Genomic DNA, 16,653 nt, shown 5'->3' with positions numbered 1-16,653 from the left:
AGCCTGGGGACGTGGCGTCCGCTGACCCGCCCGACTCGTCGTCGCCGGCCCCTCGCCGACTGAGCCTGGGTCAGCGCATCCTGACCGCCCTCCCGACCCTCCGGCCCCCAAGCCGCGAGGAGCCCCTCAGCTCGAGCGCTCCGGCCCCACCAGCCGAGCCTCGACGCCCGGCCCCGAAGGCCCCGCCGGCGAAGCGCCGTCCTGCGGCGCAAGCGGAGCGGGCCGACGACTGGCGGGACCGCCTCCGGGACGCCTTCTTGAAGCCACCGCCAGGGATCGAGCCGGTGAAGCGGCCGGCCCGCAACAACGAAGAGGACCAGGAGAACCCCGAGGCCAAGCCGGACACCCCGAAGGCCAGCAGGACCACCGAGAGCAGCAAGGGCCGGGGGACCACGAAGGCCCCGGCCGCCACCTCGACGGCACCCAAAGCCCGGGGCGCCTCGGGGCGCCAGCCGACCAAGCAGGACCCCTACCCGCAGCTGAGCTCGGCGGAGCTCCAGGAGTGGATCAAGCGGCTGGACGACCGGGAGCGGCTCTTCGCCCTCCTCGCCGCCCCCCTGGGCGCCGCCCTGGGCATCACCGTCATGCTGGTCTCGCTCCACGTGAATCCGCCGGTCGGGGCGAAGGGCCACGAGGACCCGAGCACCATCGTGACCGACGGGGTCATCGCCATCGCCTTCGCCATCGTGGTGCTCATCAGCGCCCTGGTCCGGCGGCGGTCCTTCACCGTGTTCGCCCTGCTCTTCCTCGGCTATGGCTCAGGCATCTACGGCCTGGTGCCCTTCTGGGGCCTGGCCGGCTGGCTGTTCTTCCGCTCCTACAAGATGCAGCGGGCCCTGACCGCCCGGGGCGAGCACCCCCGGCAGCTCCGGGCCCAGCAGCAGCGGCGGAAGAAGGCGGCGGGCCCCGGGCAGCGGGCCGGCGGGGGCCTGCTCGGCCGGAAGAAGCCGGCACCCGAACCGGCGGGGCCGGGACCGAACCGGCGCTACACGCCGCCGAAGCCCCGGGGCGAGGAGAAGGCGAAGGCCCCGAGCCGACGGCCCGCCGGGTCGAGCAGCCCGGCCAGGCGGCCCGCGGGCCAGGGGGCGGCGCGCCGAGCCCCCAGCGGCGGCGCCTCGTCCTGACCGGCGCTGGCGGGTTCAGGGGCAGAGGGCGTCGCGGAGGAACGCGAGGATCTCCTGGCGGCGCCGGACAAGGGAGCGGAGGTCGGGCTCCTCGCCGAGGGCCCGGAGGACCTCGACCTCGCTGACCATGCCGACGACCATCCAGGAGATGGCCAAGAGCAGCAGGCGGGGCTCGTGGGGCCGCATGGCTCCCGCGGCCATCTCGGCCTCGAGGAAGGCCACCGCCCGGTCGACCAGCGGCTCGAGCGCCGCCAGGAAGCGGGCCGCGGTGGGCTGCCCGAGGCGGGCCACCTCCCGGACGAGGCCGAGCAGCTCGGGGCGCTCGGCCGCCAGGCGGAACACGGAGCGGACGACCGCCTCGACCCGGGCCCAGCCCGGTCCGGCGCTGGCCAGGGCGCCCTCGAGGGCCGCCCGGAGCTCGAAGGCGGCTTCGTCGACCACGGCGGCCAGCAGGGCGTCCTTGGAGGGGAACCAGTAGAGGATGGACTGCTTGCGCAGCCCCAGGCCGTCGGCCAGGCTGTCGAGCGAGGTGGCCTCGACCCCGCGGCGGGCGAAGGAGGCGAGGGCCGCGGCCAGGATGCGCTCCTGGGTGCCGGCGCGCGGTGCCCGACCGGTCGCCGCCGCTCCCGCTCCCTCGCTCGCCCCCGGCATCTACCAGATGGTAGACAGAGGTGGTGGCCGGGGAGGAGCAGGAGCTTCGTCCGGGGATCGCCGAGCGCTTGACTGGCCGCCGGTTCTTCGTGACCGGCGCCACGGGGTTCCTCGGCACCGCGCTCGTGGAGCGCCTGCTGCGCTGCGTGCCCGAGGCGCAGGTCACGGTGCTCGTGCGACCGACCCGGCGGGCCGATGCCCGGCGGCGGGCCGAGCGGGAGATCCTGCGGAACGACTGCTTCGACCGCCTGCGGTCCGAACTGGGCCCGGCCTTCGAGGAGGTGGTGGCGAGCCGGCTGCAGGCGGTCCCCGGCGACGTGGGTAGCGAGGGCCTGGGCCTCGACGAGGCCGGCCGGGTCGCCCTGGCCGAGGCCGACGTGGTGATCCACTCGGCAGCCACGGTGGCTTTCGACGCCGCGTTCGACAGCGCCGTGGAGGTCAACCTCCTGGGCCCCCGCCGGGTGGCCGACTGCCTGGTCGAGCTGGCCGAGGAGCGGGCCCGGCGGCGACCCGGGGCGCCCCCGACCCACCTGGTGTCGGTCTCCACGGCCTACGTGGCCGGCACCCACCAGGGCCGGGCAGCCGAGGTCCTGGCCAGCCAGGCGAGCCAGCAGGGCGGGGGACCGAGGACCCACGCCACAGTGACCACCGAGGTGGACATCCCCGCCGAGGTGGCCGCCGCCCGGCGGCTGCGGGCCGACCTCCAGGCGGCCTCCCGGGAGGGGCCCCAGCTGGCCCGCTTCCAGGCGGCGGCCCGCCGGGAGCTGGGCTCGGCCGGGATCCACCTGCTGGCCGAGCGGGTCGAGCGCCTCCGGGAGGACTGGGTCCGCGAGCAGCTGGTCGAGGCGGGCCGCCAGCGGGCCCAGGCCCTCGGCTGGCCCGACGCCTACGCCTTCACGAAGGCCCTGGGCGAGCGGCTCCTCGTGGAGCGGGCCGGCGAGGTCCCCATCAGCGTGGTCCGGCCCTCCATCATCGAGTCGGCCCTGGCCGAGCCCCGCCCGGGCTGGATCCGGGGCTTCCGGATGGCCGAGCCGATCATCGTCTCCTACGCCCGGGGCCTGCTCCGGCAGTTCCCGGGCCTCCCCGAGGGGGTCATCGACGTCATCCCGGTCGACCTCGTGGTGGCCGCCCTCCTGGCGGTGGCCGCGGCCGGCCCGGACCCGGCGGGCCCCCAGGTGTTCCACGTGGCCTCGGGGGTCCGCAACCCGCTGCGCTACGGCCAGCTGGTGGACCTGGTGCGGGAGTGGTTCACCGCGCATCCCCTCTACGACAGCGACGGCCAGCCCATCGTGGTGCCCTCCTGGTCGTTCCCCGGGCGCGGCCGGGTCCAGCGGCAGCTGCGCCGGACCACCCAGGCCCTCGGCGGCCTGGAACGGCTCCTCGGCTCCTTGCCCTTGCGGGGCCGGCCGGCCGAGCGGCTCGGCGAGCTGGAGGAGCGCCGGAGCCAGGCGGAACGGGCCCTGTCCTACGTCGAGCTCTACGGGGCCTACACCGAGACCGAGGCCCTCTTCGCCGTGGACCGGCTCCTCGGGCTCTGGGAGCGGCTCGGCCCCGCGGACCGCGAGGCCTTCTGCTTCGACCCGGCGGTGGTCGACTGGCGGCGTTACGTCCACGAGATCCACCTGCCCTCGGTGGTGGCCCACGCCCGGGTCCGGACCACCCCTCAGCGCTCCCCCCTGGCCGACCGGACCGCTCGGTCCCGCCAAGCGGTCCTGAGCCCCGAGCGCCACCTGGCGGCCTTCGACCTGGAGCAGACCCTGGTGGCCTCGAACGTCGTGGAGACCTACACCTGGCTGGCGAGCCGCCACCTGCCGGTCGCCGACCGCCTGGCCCTCGTGGCCCGGGTGCTGGCCGCCGCCCCGGGCCTGGCCGCCTTGGACCGCCGGGACCGGGGCGACTTCCTGCGCAGCTTCTACCGCCGCTTCGAAGGGGCCGACGCCGAGCAGCTGCGGGCCGACGCCGAGGAGCTCTGCCAGCGTTTCCTGCTCGAGCGGGCCTTCCCCGAGGGCCTGGCCCGGGTCCGCCGGCACCGGGCCCTCGGGCACCGGACCGTTCTTCTGACCGGGGCCCTGGACCTCGTGGTGGCCGGCCTGCGGCCCCTGTTCGACGAGATCATCTGCGCCGAGCTGGCCGAGGGGGCCGATGGCCGGCTGAGCGGCCACCTGGTCCGCCTGCCCCCGACCGGCGAGGCGCGGGCCCTGGCGCTCGCCGAGTACTGCGCGGCCGAGGGCCTGCGCCTCGAGCAGGCCGTGGCCTACGCCGACTCGGCCTCCGACCTGCCCCTCTTGGAGGCGGTCGGCTACCCGGTGGCGGTGAACCCCGACGCCCGGCTGGCGGCCCTGGCCCGCCGGCGGGGCTGGCCGGTGGAGCACTGGGGCCGGGCCGGCACCCGGCCCTGGCTGCCCCTCGGCCCGGTCGATCCGGGCCGCTCCCGCTGGTGGACCCGGCTGCGCCAGGCCCTCGAGACCGCCGGGGGCCCAGGGTGAGCGGTCTGGTGGTCGAGCGGTCCCTGCCCCGCTTCGCGGCGGCCCGGGCCTGGAGCAGTCTGCGGGGCTCGGGGCGGGCCGGGGAGGTGGGACCGCTGCGCCTCGCCGACGTCCCCACCCCCAGCCCGCCGGGGCCGGACTGGGCCCTGGTCCGGCCCCGCCTGGCCGGGATCTGCGGCTCGGACCTGGCCACGGTGGACGGCCGCAGCTCCCGCTACTTCGAAGACCTGGTCAGCTTCCCGTTCGTGCCCGGCCACGAGGTCGTCGGGATACTCGAGACCGCCCCGGCCGGCTCGGCCCTGGCCCCCGGCACCCGGGTGGTCGTCGAGCCGGTCATCGGCTGCCTGCCCCGTGGCCTCGAGCCGCCCTGCCCGGCGTGCGCCGAGCGGGACGTCGGGGCCTGCCAGCACGTGGCCTTCGGCCGCATCGCCCCGGGCCTCCAGATCGGCTACTGCCGGGACACCGGCGGCGGCTGGTCGACCGCCGGCCTGGTGGCCCACGCCAGCCAGCTCCACCCGGTGCCCGAGACCATGGACGACGAGACCGCGGTCCTCGTCGAGCCGACCGCCTGCGCCGTCCACGCCGTCGCCCAGGCCCCGGCGACGAGCGGGGAGGTGGTGGCGGTCCTCGGAGCCGGGACGCTCGGCCTCCTGGTGGTGGCCGCCCTGCGGCACCTGGCCGACCCCGGCACCCTGCTCGTCGGGGCCCGCTACCCCCACCAGCGTCGTCTGGCGAGCGAGCTCGGCGCGGACCTGGCGGTCCCCGAGGACCAGCTGCCGCGCTCGGTCCGTCGGGCCACCGGGTCCCTGGCCGCGGCCGGGGCCCTGAGCGGCGGGGCGGCGGTGGTCTTCGACTGCGTCGGTTCGGCCGCCTCCCTCCGGGCCGCCCTCGGCATGGTCCGGCCCCGGGGCACCGTGGTGCTGGTCGGCATGCCCGGGCCGGCCACCGTGGACCTGGCCCCGCTCTGGCACCGCCAGGTGGTCCTCCAGGGGGTCTACGCCTACGGCCTCGAGCACCTCCAGGGCGAGCCCCGGCGGACCTTCGAGGTGGCCCTGGAGCTCGCCGCCCGCTGCCGGCTGGGGCGGCTCGTCTCGGCCGCCTACCCCCTGGAGCGCTTCGAGGCGGCCCTGGCCCACGCCGGCCAGGCCGGCCGCCGGGGCGCGGTGAAGGTCGTCTTCGACCTCCGCAGCCGGCGCCCCTCGTCCCGTCCCGCCCCCGACCCCGGAGCCCCACGATGAGCCCTCGCCCCGGCTACGTCCTCGACGTCGACCGCTCGACCCCCCCGGTGCTGTTCTGGCACGGCGAGGGGTTCCGGCTCGAGCGCCTCCCCGAGGGCAGTCGGGTGATCTACCCACCCGAGCCCCTGCCGCCGCTGCCCGACCCGATCGGGGCGATCCGGCGGGCCCTCGAGGAGCCCCTCGGGGACAGCCAGCCGCTCCGCAGCCTCCTGCGGCCCGGGATGCGCCTCACGATCTGCTTCGACGACGTGTCCCTGCCGCTGCCGCCCATGCGCCGACCCGACGTCCGCCAGCTGGTCATCGAGCAGGTCCTGGACCTCGCGGCCGAGGCCGGGGTGGACGACGTCTGCCTCATCGCCGCCCTGGCCCTCCACCGGCGCATGACCGAGGCCGAGCTCCGTCACGCCCTCGGGGACCGGGTCTACGACGCCTTCGCCCCCCAGGGCCTCCTGCTCCAGCACGACGCCGAGGACCCCGACGGCCTGGTGCACCTGGGCCGGACCGACCTCGGCGAGGACGTCGAGATCTCCAAGCGGGCCGCCACGTCGGACCTGGTGGTCTACGTCAACATCAACCTCGTGCCCATGGACGGGGGCCACAAGTCAGTGGCCACCGGCCTCGCCTCCTACCGCAGCCTCCGCCACCACCACAACGCCCGGACCCTGCGGCACAGCCGGTCCTTCATGGACAAGGACCACTCCGAGCTCCACAGCTCCAACTGGCGCATGGGCCGGCTCATCGCCGCCTGTGGGGTCCGGATCTTCCAGATCGAGACCACCTTGAACAACGACGCCTTCCCGGCCCAGCTCCGGTTCCTCCAGCGCCGGGAGTGGGAGTGGACCGCCCAGGACCGGGCCACCTACCTGGCCACCCAGGCCGCCCTCCGGCGCCTCCCCGACGGGCTCCGCCGGAGCGTCTTCCACCAGGTGACCGCCCCCTACCGGCTCACCTCGGTCCAGGCCGGCGAGGTGGAGGCGGTCCACGACGAGACCCTCCGCCACGTCTACGCCCAGCAGCTCGTCGAGGTCGAGGGCCAAAGCGACGTGTTGACCATGGGGCTCCCCTACATCTGCCCCTACAACGTCAACTCCATCATGAACCCGATCCTCGTGGCCTGCCTGGGCCTGGGCTACCTGTTCAACATGTACCGGGGCCGGCCCCTGGTCCGCGAGGGCGGGGTCCTCATCCTCAGCCACCCCACCCCCCGGTCCTTCCACCCGGCCCACCACCCCAGCTACATCGACTTCTTCGAGGAGGTCCTGGCCGAGACCACCGACCCGGGGGAGATCGGCAAGTACGAGGAGGCCTACGCCACCGACCCCTGGTACGTCCACCTCTACCGGACCGGCAACGCCTACCACGGGGTCCACCCCTTCTACATGTGGTACTGGTGCGCCCACGCCCTGGAGCACCTCGGGGGGGTGATCGTCGTCGGCGGGGACCCCGCGGCGGTCCGCCGGCTCGGGTTCAAACCGGCCTCGACCCTGGCCGACGCCCTTGAGATGGCCGCCGATGTCGTCGGCCCCTCACCGAGCGTCACCCACCTCCACGCCCCGCCCCTGTTGATGGCCGACGTCCGGTGAGCACCAGGACCCCTGATCCCCGCCGGGCCCTCCCCGGGAGCCCCGCTGCCGCCCGGGCCCTGCTCGGCCGAGCGAAGAACACCCTGCGCCGGGACCTGCCCTTCCCCTGGTCCCCGCCGACCTGGCCGACCAGCGTGCCCGCCCCCCGGGACCGACCGGCCCTCGGCGCGGCCTACGAGACCGACTGGGCCCGCCGCTACCCGGTGCGCCTGGTCCGGGCCGTCCTCCTCGACAACGTCCTCCGCCCGGCCGTCCACCTCCTGGCCGCCCCCGAGGTCCGGGGCGGGGAGCTGCTGGCCCTCCTCGACCCGCCGGTGGTCTTCGTGGCGAACCACGCCAGCCACCTCGACACCCCGGTCCTCCTCAGCCTCCTGCCCCCGCGCCTGCGCCACCACACGGTGGTGGCCGCGGCCGCCGACCACTTCTTCGACCGGCGCTGGAAGGCCCACCTGTGGGCCGGGCTGCTCTCGGCCGTGCCGGTCGAGCGCCACCGGGTGAACCGCCGCTCGGCGGAGGTGGCCCTCGGGCTGATCGAGGACGGCTGGAACCTCCTCATCTACCCCGAGGGGGGCCGGACCCCCGACGGCTGGCCCCAGCCCCACCGGGGCGGTGCCGCCTACCTGGCGGTCCGCAGCGGCCGACCGGTCGTGCCCCTGCACCTGCGGGGCACCGACCGCATGCTGCCCCGGGGCGCGGACCGGCTCCGGCGGGGCCGGGTGACGGTGACCGTCGGGCAGCCCCTGCACCCCGAGCCCGGCGAGGACGCCCGGGCCCTGGCCGCCCGCATCGAGCGGGCCGTGGCCCGGCTGGCCGCCGAGAGCCGCAGCGACTGGTGGGCGGCCCGCCGCCTGCCCGAGCCGGAGCGGACCGAGCTGGTCGCCGGGCCCGAGGCCGCCCCGTGGCGGCGGGCCTGGGCCCGTCCCCCCGACCCCGCCGCGCCCCGGCCGCCTCGGACCGAGGACGAGCTGCCCTGGCTGCGGGACCGCCGGGCCCCCTGGCGACGGAGAGGAGCAGCCCCATGAGCGCCACCACCTTGGCCCCCGAGGACCCCGACCGCCTGGGCTTCGACCCGGCCCGCCTGGCCCGCCTCGGCCGGCTGCTCGACGCCTACGTGGCCGAGGGCCGCCTGCCGGGCTGGCAGCTCCTCGTGGCCCGCCACGACCGTCTGGCCTACGCCGGCCGGGGCGGCCACCGGGACGTGGAGGCCGGGCTGCCGGTGGAGGACGACACCATCTTTCGGATCTACTCCATGACCAAGCCCCTCACCTCGGTGGCGGTCATGAGCCTCGTCGAGGAGGGCCGCCTGGAGCTGGCCGACCCCGTGGCCCGCTACCTGCCGGCCTTCGCCCAGCCCCGCGTCTACCGGGGCGGGCCGAGCACCGCCCCCTTCACGGTCCCGGCCACCGAGCCCATCCGGGTCTGGCACCTCCTCACCCACACCGCCGGCCTCAGCTACGGCTTCCACGACCACCACCCGGTCGACGTCATGTACCAGCGGGCCGGCTTCGCCTGGGGCAGTCCCCGGGACGTCGACGCCCAGGGGGCGGCGGCCCGCTTCGCCGCGCTGCCCCTCCTCTTCGAGCCCGGCACCTCCTGGACCTACTCGGTGGCCACCGACGTCCTCGGGGCCCTCGTCGAGGTGGTGAGCGGCCAGACCCTCGACCGGTTCCTCGCCGAGCGGGTCACCGGCCCCCTCGGCATGGTCGACACCGCCTTCGCCGTCCCCGCCGAGCACCAGGGCCGGGTGGCGGCCCTCTACAGCCCGGGCCCCGGAGGCCGCATCGCCCGGGTGGCCTCCGCCCAGGTGCCGACCGAGCCCCCGACGTTCCTGAGCGGCGGCGGGGGCCTCCTCGGTACCGCCGCCGACTACCTCCGGTTCTGCGAGGCCATCCGCCTCGGCGGGGCCCTCGAGGGCACCCGCCTGCTCGCCCCCCGGACGGTCGAGCTCATGGGCGCCAACCACCTGCCCGGCGGGGCGGACCTGGAGTCCTTCGGGGAGCGCCTCTACGCCGAGTCGCCCTTCACCGGCACCGGCTTCGGCCTCGGGTTCGCCGTCCTCCTCGACCCGGCCCAGGCCAAGAGCTTCGGCAGCCCCGGGGAGCTCTCCTGGGGCGGGGCGGCGAGCACCGCGTTCTGGGTGGACCGGGCCCTTGGGATCTCGGTGGTCTTTTGCACCCAGCTCCTGCCCTCGAACACCCTGCCGGTGCGCAGCCAGCTCCGCACCCTCGTCTACCAGGCCCTCCTCGAGCCCTAGAGCCCGAGGGCGTCGAGGCGGGCCCGGCGCAGGGCCTGCTCCTCCTCGTCGGGCAGGGCCTCGGGCCGCTGCCCGGTCACCAGGGCCACGAGGGCGTCGGCCAGCTGGGGGTTCTGGGCCAGGACCGGCCCGTGCAGGTAGGTGGCCAGCACCTTCCCGGCCCAGGCCCCCTCGGCGCCGGTCCCGTCGTTGCCCCGTCCCCGCCGGACCCGCCCCAGGGGCGCCAGGCCGGGGCCCAGGGCGGTCGCCCCGCCGTGGTTCTCGAACCCGACGAGCAGCCCGGCCTCTGTGAGGAGCTCGGCCGCCAGGGCCAGCTCGGCGGGGCAGGGCTCGGGCGCCAGGGGCTCCGCGGCCGCGTCCCCGACGGCCCGCCGCCAGGGCCCCCGGGTCGTCCGGGCGTCGAGCAGGCCGAGGCCGGCCACCACGGTGTCCTCGGGGCCGGGGAAGGACTCGCCGAGGAGCTGGAACCCGGCGCACACCGCCAGGACCACCGCCCCGGCCTCGACCGCCCGGGCCAGGCCCCCGTCCGCCCGGAGCAGCTCGGCGGCCCGTGCCTGGGGGCTGTCCTCGCCCCCGCCGAGCAGGTAGCAGTCGGCCTGGGTCGGCACCGGGTCGCCGGCCCCCACGGCGAGCAGCTCAGTGCGAAGGCCCCGCCAGCGGACCCGGTGCACGAGGACGAAGGCGTTGCCGCCGTCCCCGTAGGTGCCGAGCAGGTCGGGGTAGAGCTGGCAGACCGTCAGGGTCGACCCCGGGTGCCGCAGGAGGCCGCCGACCCCCCCGGTCCAGGTGGGCCGCGCCGGCCCTTCGGCTCGCCGGCGGAGCTGGCGGCCGGGCCGCCGGGCGAGCTGGCGGCGGAGCTCCTGGAAGGCCGTGTAGTTGCCGACGTAGGCCACCTCGGGGCCCCTGGCGTCCTCCGCCGGGTTGCGTCCGGGCGCCGGCTCGGCCGCCCAGGCGAGGGCCTCCTGGACGGCTGCCAGCTGGTCCTCGACCACCCGGTGGGCCACCCCGGCGTGGGCGAGCCGGACCGCCAGGTCGGCGGCCCGCCGGCCGCTGGCCACGACCCGCCGGCCGGCCAGCTGCTCGAAGGGCACGTCCCAGAGCCACGAGGGGTCCCGGCCGTCGGCGACCTCGGCGTTGATGCCCACGACGACGACCGGGGACGGGAGGCCCTTGAGGAGGTCGAGCAGCTCCAGCCACCCGGCGGGGTTCTTCGCCAGGAACAACCTGAGGGCCCCCTCCCCCAGCGGCACCGCCGCGAAGCGCCCCTCGACCTCCCGCACCGCCTGGACCCGGGCCAGCGCGGTCGCCGCCGGCACCCCGAGGACCCCGGCGGCTTCGAGGGCCATGACGGCGTTCGCCTGGTTGCAGCGCCCCGGTAGGGCCAGGTCGAGGGCGAGCGGCGTCTCGCCGGGCCGGACCAGCCGGCCTTCGGGGTCGAGCCACGCGTCCAGGGGCGGCCGGGCCCTCCCGCAGGCGCGGCACCGCCAGGCCCCACCCGGGTCGCCGCCGGCGCCCCCCGGGTCGGGGTCCGCCCCGCCCGGGGGGTCGAAGCGCAGGGTGCCGCCGCAGGCCGGGCAACCCCAGGCGTCCTGCCGCCAGCGCTGGCCCGCCCCAATCCAGCGCACCGCCTGGGCCGCCTCGGCCGCCCAGGCCACGAGGGGGTCGTCGGCGTTCGCCACCACCGTGGCCCCCGCCAGCCGGGCCAGGCCGGTCCGCCAGCGGGCCGCGAGGAGCCGGACCTCGCTCACCCGGTCCAGCTGGTCCCGGGACAGGTTCAGCAGGACTAGGACCGCCGCCCCGGTCGCCTCGGCCACCGCCGGCAGGTAGGCCTCGTCGACCTCGAGGACCGCTGGTCCCTCCCGGGGACCGCTGGCCAGGGCGGCGGCGATGCCGGCCGGCAGGTTGGCCCCGGCCGGCGAGCTGGCCACCACCTCGGGTCCCCCGAGGGCCGCCACCAGCAGCCGGGTGGTGGTCGTCTTCCCGTTCGTCCCGCTCACCAGGGCCACGGGCCGCCCTGCGGCCAAGGAGCGAATGAGGCCCGGGTCGACGGCCAGGCCGACCCGCCCGCCGACCACCGAGCCGCTCCCCACGCGGAGCCGCCGGGACAGTCCCCCGACCCCCCGGGTGAGCCCGACCCCGAGGCGGGTCCGGGCCCCGAGCACCAGCCGCCGGTCGCCGTGGCGGCTCACGCCGACGCCCGCCCCGGCGGGGTCGCCAGGGCCACCTCCTCGGGGGTGGGCTCCCGCCCCTGTCGGGCCTCGGGCGGCAGGAGCCGGCTGATGGCCGCCATGAGCCGGGCAGTGGCCGCCTCGGGGTCCCGCCGGGCCTCGGCGGCCAGCCGCAGGGGCCGGCCCACCCTGACCTGGACCAGCGGCGGGTCCAGGACCTGGGTCACCCGGGGCAGGCGGGCCGAGCGGGGCCAGACCGCTTCGGTGCCGAAGAGCCCGACGGGCACCACCGGCGCACCCGTGGCCGCCGCCAGCCGGGCGCAGCCGGTCTTGCCCCGCAGGACCGGGTCGTAGAAGGCCCGGCCCCGGGGGATGGTGCCCTGGGGGGTCACCACCACGATCTCCCCGGCCTCGAGGGCCCGCCGGGCCGGTTCGAGGGCCGCGGCCGGGTCGCCCCGGCGGTCCACGGGGATGCCGCCAAGGGCCCGGGCCAGGGGCCCGACCAGGGGGGCGTCGAAGAGCTCCTGCTTGGCCAAGAAGCGCGCCGGGCGCCCGAGGCGGGCAACGACGAGGGCGAGGGCCACGACGTCGAAGTAGCTCCGGTGGTTCGCGGCCAGCAGCACCGGCCCCTCCCCGGGCACCCGCTCCAGGCCCTCGAGGACGAAGCGGGCATAGGGGAAGGCCTCGGGACGCAGGACCGGCCGCAAGAGGTCCGCGAGCTCGAAGGGGCCGAGCTTCAGCACCCCCGGGGGCCGGTCCCAGGGCTCCTCGGGCCAGCCGACCGCCCGGGCCAGCAGGCGCAGGCGCGGGTCAGGGTGGACCACCCGAGGGTTCCCGACCGCCCCGAGCAACGGGGCGTCGAACACGGCGTCGCTGTAGGCCCAGCAGGTCCGGAGGTCCACCCCCCTGGCCCGGGCCCAGGCGGCCACGGCCCGCCACTTGCCCAGGCCCCACACCAGCTCGCCGTCTAGGCCCCCGGTCAGGCGACCTTCGGCCACCTGGTAGCGGGTGGCCACCACGTCGTCGAAGTCGAGCAGCCGGGCCAGGGGCCGCACGAGCTGCTCGGGGGAGGTGGTGGCCAGCACCAGCTGCCGGCCCGCCGCCCGGTGGGCCGCGAGGGCTGCGGGGGCGTAGGGCTGGACCATCCCGGCCAGGGTCGGGGCGGCCAGCTCGCCGGCCCGCAGCACCTCGGCCTCCGGCCACCCCCGGGTCCGCAGGGCGGCCAGCCGGACCAGGCCGATGGTGGCGAGGCTCTCCCCCAGCAGGTCGTAGGCAGCGTAGAGCAGCCCCTCGCCAGGCAGGCCTGGCCCCTCGAGCAGCCCCACCTCCCGCAGGGCCCGCCCGAGGACCGGCCCCGACGCCCCCCGGAGCAGGGTCCGGTCGAGGTCCACGAACACTGCCGGCCGAGCCGACGGTGCCGTCCCGTTCGCTGCACGCTCCCGGCGAGGTCCCTGCCCGGCGGCCACGGCCGGAGCCTACAAGGCGTCCTCGCCGGTCCCGGGCGGGTCCAACCGGCTGGGGGCATGGCCCCTGACCGGCCGGTCCCCGCACCCGGGCCCAGACGCGGCGAAGGGACCGGAGGGGGGGGTGTCCGGTCCCTTCGCAGGTGACACAGGCAGTGGAGGGGGGGGAATCCAGCTCCCTGTGGTCTGAGACCATTGTGCTCCACCGCACGAGATCTGTCAAACAGTTATCGGAGATACTTTGTATCATTGTGAGCGATGGAGCTGCGGCATCTGCAGGCGTTCCTCGCCGTCGTCGACCACGGGTCCTTCTCGGCGGCCGCCGAGGCCCTCGGCACCGTCCAGTCCAACGTCTCGGCCCAGGTCGCCCGCCTGGAACGGGAGCTCGGCGCCACCCTCCTGGAGCGCTCCGGCGGCCGGCTCACCACCGAGGGCCAGGTGGTCCTCGAACGGGCCCGCCGGGTCCTGAGCGAGGTCGAGGCCCTCGTCGCCGACCTCGGGGCCCTCCGGGAGGAGCTGGCCGGCACGGTCCGGGCCGGCATGATCGGCACCCTGGCCCGCTGGGTGGTCCCCGCCCTCCTCGCCGACCTCGGGGCCCGCCACCCCAAGCTCCAGCTCGTGGTGGCCGAGGGCACCAGCGCCACCCTCGAAGGGCCCCTCCTCACCGGCCGCCTGGACTTCGCCCTGCTGAGCCACCCGCTGCCGAGCCGGGACCTCCGCCTCGAACCCCTCCTCGCCGAGGCCCTCCTCTTCGTCAGCCCACTCGACCAGGACCCCTTCCCGGGTGCGGAGCACCTGACCATGGCCGAGCTGGCCCAGGTCCCCTTGCTCCTGCCCCCGCCGGGCAGCGCCTTCCGGGTCGAGCTCGACGCCGCAGCTGCGGCCGCCGGCGTCGCCCTGCGGGCCCGGGCCGAGCTCGACGGGCTCCGCCTCATCGCCTCCTTGGTCTTCGACGGCCACGGCGCCGCCGTCCTGCCGGCCTCGGCCATCCCCCAGTACCTCCAGGGCCGGGTGCGGGCCCGACCGGTCGAGGGTCTGCCCAGCCGGACCGTCGGGGTGGCCCTGCGCCGCCGCGGCCTGCCATCGGCCCCCGCGCGGGCCGTCATCCAGGCGGTCGAACGCCTAGCCCGGCGGGCCGAGGCCCTCCCGCCTGGCCTCCAGCCCATCGAACCCGAGGTCCTCCGCCGGGCCGAGGGGTCGCTTCGGACCCTCGGCGTGCCGAACGACTGAGCCCTCGGGCCCGCTCCCTAGCCCAAGGGGCCTGGGCGCGGCGAGCGCCACATCAGCCAGAGGGTCAGGGGATCGTCCTTCGCCCGGGCCTCCCCCACGATCTCGAAACCGTGACGGGCGTAGAACGGGACGTTGCGCTCCTTCGAGGACTCCAGGTAGGCGGGGAGGCCCTCGGCGTCGAGGCGGGCCAGGACCGCCTGGAGGAGCGTCGAGCCGATCCCCCGGCCCTGGGCACGAGGCGCCGTGCCCAAGGTGGCGAGGTACCAGTGCGGCTCGGTCGGCCGGGCCCGCTCGACGTCGGCCAGGAGCCGCAGGGCCACGGTCGGCCGCCCCCCGGCCAGCAGGTCGACGAGGACCGGGGCCAGGGCCCAGAGGTCCCGGAGGCTGGCCGGCCGCTCGGCGACCGGCGGCACCCACAGGGCCGCCCCGAGCAGGTCCTCGGTGGTCCACACCTCCCCGGCGCCGGCCAGGAGCCGCCGCAGCTGGAGGCGGAAGAACCGCCGCAGGCCCCGCCGGCGGACCCCCGCCGGCGGGAAGAGGTAGCAGGCCAGGGGGTCGTCGTCGAAGGCTTCGGCCAGGACCTCCACCAGGCGGGGCAGCTCGGCCGGGACCGCCCGGCGCGGTCGCGGCCCCCGGGCCCCGACCCCCTCGTACCCCCGAGCGTCCCCGGCCATGGTCCGGGATGCTAGGGCGCCGGCCCAGGTCCCCGATGGGCCCCTCAGTTCGCCGCCGGGTCCGCCGGGTAGGCGGCCAGGAGCCGCAGCTCGCCGGGCTGGCGGCGCAGCACGGCCCGCCAGAGGCCCTCGGGATCGCCGCCGAGGAGGTCCTCGGGCCGACCCGCCACCACGAACCAGGCCCCTTGCGCCAGCTCCCGGTCCAGCTGCCCCGGTCCCCACCCGGCGTAGCCGGAGAAGATCCGGGCGGCGACCGCCGACCCTGGCGGCGGGACCTCGTGGAGGTCCACGATGCCGACCGCCCCGAGGACCGGCACGAACCGCCCGCCCAGGCTCGGTCGGCCGAGCCCGATGACCACCTCCGGGGAGACCGGCCCGCCCTGGAACACCACTGCCGGCGGCGCTCCCTCGGCGGCCGGCGCCCACCCCTCCAGCAGCTCCCCGACCGGGACGGCGGTCGGCCGGTTCAGGACCAGGCCGAAGCTGCCTTCCTCGTCGTGCTCGACCACGAGGACCACCGTCCGGTGGAAGTTCGGGTCCTCCAGTTGGGGCGCGGCCACCAGCAGCCGGCCCCGCCCGGGTCGCCGCCGGCCGCCGCCCGCTCCGGCCTCGGCTCGGCTCATCCCTGCCCACCTTAGGGTGCCTCCGCTGACCGCTGGCCACGGGTCAGGCGGCGCCCCGGGCCGGGGTCGGGAACCGAAGCGGCCAGAATGGGGACCGTGCCGCCTCGCCCCGCCACCCCGGGCCGGCCCCGGGGCCGCCAGTGAACCCCCTGGAGCGGGGCCTCCGGGCCTTCGACCGAGCCCAGCAGCGCTTCCCGGTGGCGGCATTCCTCTTCGCCGTCAACAAGAAGTACGGGGACGACAACGGCGGCAACCTCGCCACCTTGCTGACCTACAACGCCTTCCTGGCCCTCTTCCCCCTCCTCCTCGTCCTCGTCACCGTCCTCGGCCTCGTGGCCGGCGGGTCCTCCAGCATCACCCACCGCATCCTCCACTCGGCCCTGCGGACCTTCCCGATCATCGGCACCGACCTGGCCCGCAACATCCACGCCCTGCACCGCAACTCCCTGCCGGGCCTCGTCATCGGCGTCCTCGGCCTCCTCTGGGGCTCCCTCGGGGCCGCCCAGACCGGCCAGTACGCCATGGCGGAGATCTGGAACGTCCCGAAGCTCGATCGCCCCGGCTTCCTGCCCCGCCTCGGGCGCTCCGTCGGCCTGCTCCTGGCCCTCTTCGTCTTCCTCGTCGTCGGCACCGGTCTCTCGGGGGTGGCGGCGGCCACCGACCGCCTGGGGGTCCCCCTCCGGGTCCTCGGGGCCCTGGCGTCCCTCCTGGTCGACATCGGCCTGTTCCTCGTGGCCTACCGCCTCCTCACCCCCAAGGGGGTCCGCACCCGCCAGCTGCTCCCCGGCTCGCTCATCGCCGGGGTGGCCTGGGCGGTGCTCCAGGCGGTCGGAACCTTGGTCGTCACCCGGGACCTGCGGGGCGCCAGCGCCGTCTACGGCTTCTTCGCCATCGTCCTCGGGGCCCTGGCCTGGATCTACCTCATCATGCGGGTGGTCATCTACGCCGCCGAGGCGAACGTCGTGCTCGACCGCCACCTCTGGCCCCGGTCCCTCGTCCAGCCGCCGCTCACCCCGGTGGACCGCCAGATGCTCGTCACCTACGTCCACCAGGAGCGCCGCCGGCCCGAGGTCGTGACCTCCGCGGTGGTGGCCTGCCCGCCGAGCGAGACCCCTCCCCCACCCGCTGACCCGTCGGCCCCGGAGCCGTCCTCGTGACC

At 76.6% G+C, this 16,653-nt stretch carries 13 protein-coding genes; 8 read left to right on the top strand and 5 right to left on the bottom strand.

The features are described from left to right. Window positions 1-1,124: hypothetical protein (locus Acit_RS09310; protein ID WP_248108368.1), on the top strand; the 1,124-nt coding region annotated here is incomplete at its 5' end. A 15-nt stretch (window positions 1,125-1,139) separates the two neighbouring features. Here the strand turns inward: Acit_RS09310 and Acit_RS13140 are convergent. Then, on the bottom strand, window positions 1,140-1,775 hold the full coding sequence (locus Acit_RS13140; protein ID WP_282436670.1) for a TetR/AcrR family transcriptional regulator: 636 nt from the start codon (window positions 1,773-1,775) through the stop codon (window positions 1,140-1,142). A gap of 23 nt (window positions 1,776-1,798) precedes the next feature. Between Acit_RS13140 and Acit_RS09300 the strand changes: the two genes are divergently transcribed. The 5 genes from Acit_RS09300 to Acit_RS09280 are packed head-to-tail and all read left to right on the top strand — an operon-like array spanning window position 1,799 to window position 9,336. Next, the gene (locus tag Acit_RS09300) at window positions 1,799-4,261 is read left to right on the top strand and encodes an HAD-IB family phosphatase (RefSeq protein ID WP_248108366.1); all 2,463 of its coding nucleotides are present in this window, start codon (window positions 1,799-1,801) and stop codon (window positions 4,259-4,261) included. Then, entirely contained in the window at window positions 4,258-5,499 is a 1,242-nt protein-coding gene (locus tag Acit_RS09295; RefSeq protein WP_248108364.1) for a zinc-dependent alcohol dehydrogenase, read from the top strand. Before Acit_RS09300 ends, Acit_RS09295 begins: the two co-directional genes overlap by 4 nt. Beyond that, the gene (gene larAH, locus Acit_RS09290; RefSeq protein WP_248108362.1) at window positions 5,496-7,082 is read left to right on the top strand and encodes an NPN-dependent hydroxyacid isomerase, LarAH14/15/16 family; all 1,587 of its coding nucleotides are present in this window, start codon (window positions 5,496-5,498) and stop codon (window positions 7,080-7,082) included. Before Acit_RS09295 ends, larAH begins: the two co-directional genes overlap by 4 nt. Then, the gene (locus Acit_RS09285; protein ID WP_248108359.1) at window positions 7,079-8,104 is read left to right on the top strand and encodes a lysophospholipid acyltransferase family protein; all 1,026 of its coding nucleotides are present in this window, start codon (window positions 7,079-7,081) and stop codon (window positions 8,102-8,104) included. Before larAH ends, Acit_RS09285 begins: the two co-directional genes overlap by 4 nt. Then, window positions 8,101-9,336, top strand: coding sequence for a serine hydrolase domain-containing protein (locus Acit_RS09280; protein WP_248108357.1), 1,236 nt, complete (start codon window positions 8,101-8,103; stop codon window positions 9,334-9,336). The genes Acit_RS09285 and Acit_RS09280 overlap by 4 nt, the downstream gene beginning before the upstream one ends. Here Acit_RS09280 and Acit_RS09275 read toward each other — a convergent pair. Next, window positions 9,333-11,525, bottom strand: a complete 2,193-nt coding sequence (locus Acit_RS09275) for a MurT ligase domain-containing protein (RefSeq protein ID WP_248108355.1) — start codon at window positions 11,523-11,525, stop codon at window positions 9,333-9,335. The genes Acit_RS09280 and Acit_RS09275 overlap by 4 nt on opposite strands. After that, window positions 11,522-12,970 (bottom strand): HAD-IB family hydrolase, encoded by a 1,449-nt coding sequence (locus Acit_RS13665; RefSeq protein ID WP_248108353.1) that lies wholly within the window; start codon window positions 12,968-12,970, stop codon window positions 11,522-11,524. The genes Acit_RS09275 and Acit_RS13665 overlap by 4 nt, the downstream gene beginning before the upstream one ends. 255 nt (window positions 12,971-13,225) lie before the next feature. Between Acit_RS13665 and Acit_RS09265 the strand changes: the two genes are divergently transcribed. Then, a complete protein-coding gene (locus Acit_RS09265; RefSeq protein WP_248108351.1) occupies window positions 13,226-14,197 on the top strand; it encodes a LysR family transcriptional regulator in 972 nt (323 codons plus the stop codon). Window positions 14,198-14,214: 17 nt separating this feature from the next. On the opposite strand, the gene Acit_RS09260 is transcribed toward Acit_RS09265, so the two are convergent. Further along, a complete protein-coding gene (locus tag Acit_RS09260) occupies window positions 14,215-14,871 on the bottom strand; it encodes a GNAT family N-acetyltransferase (RefSeq protein ID WP_248108349.1) in 657 nt (218 codons plus the stop codon). Window positions 14,872-14,915: 44 nt separating this feature from the next. Next, window positions 14,916-15,494 carry a YqgE/AlgH family protein gene (locus tag Acit_RS09255; RefSeq protein WP_248108347.1) on the bottom strand — a complete coding sequence of 193 codons (579 nt, stop codon included), beginning with the start codon at window positions 15,492-15,494 and terminating at the stop codon, window positions 14,916-14,918. A gap of 140 nt (window positions 15,495-15,634) precedes the next feature. Between Acit_RS09255 and Acit_RS09250 the strand changes: the two genes are divergently transcribed. After that, window positions 15,635-16,651, top strand: coding sequence for a YihY/virulence factor BrkB family protein (locus Acit_RS09250; RefSeq protein WP_248108345.1), 1,017 nt, complete (start codon window positions 15,635-15,637; stop codon window positions 16,649-16,651). The last annotated feature ends 2 nt before the right edge of the window (window positions 16,652-16,653 follow it).

The organism is Aciditerrimonas ferrireducens (assembly GCF_023130475.1).
Classification (GTDB): domain Bacteria; phylum Actinomycetota; class Acidimicrobiia; order Acidimicrobiales; family UBA8190; genus Aciditerrimonas; species Aciditerrimonas ferrireducens.
The sequence above is the reverse complement of the archived record's forward strand: the minus strand, read 5'-3'. Positions and strand labels throughout refer to the sequence as shown.

Excerpts from the sequence above, each read along its gene's own strand:
- Acit_RS09280 (WP_248108357.1), top strand. The coding sequence starts at position 8,101 with ATGAGCGCCACCACCTTGGCCCCCGAGGACCCCGACCGCCTGGGCTTC.
- Acit_RS09260 (WP_248108349.1), bottom strand. The coding sequence starts at position 14,871 with ATGGCCGGGGACGCTCGGGGGTACGAGGGGGTCGGGGCCCGGGGGCCG.
- Acit_RS09265 (WP_248108351.1), top strand. The coding sequence starts at position 13,226 with ATGGAGCTGCGGCATCTGCAGGCGTTCCTCGCCGTCGTCGACCACGGG.
- Acit_RS09255 (WP_248108347.1), bottom strand. The coding sequence starts at position 15,494 with ATGAGCCGAGCCGAGGCCGGAGCGGGCGGCGGCCGGCGGCGACCCGGG.
- Acit_RS13140 (WP_282436670.1), bottom strand. The coding sequence starts at position 1,775 with ATGCCGGGGGCGAGCGAGGGAGCGGGAGCGGCGGCGACCGGTCGGGCA.
- larAH (WP_248108362.1), top strand. The coding sequence starts at position 5,496 with ATGAGCCCTCGCCCCGGCTACGTCCTCGACGTCGACCGCTCGACCCCC.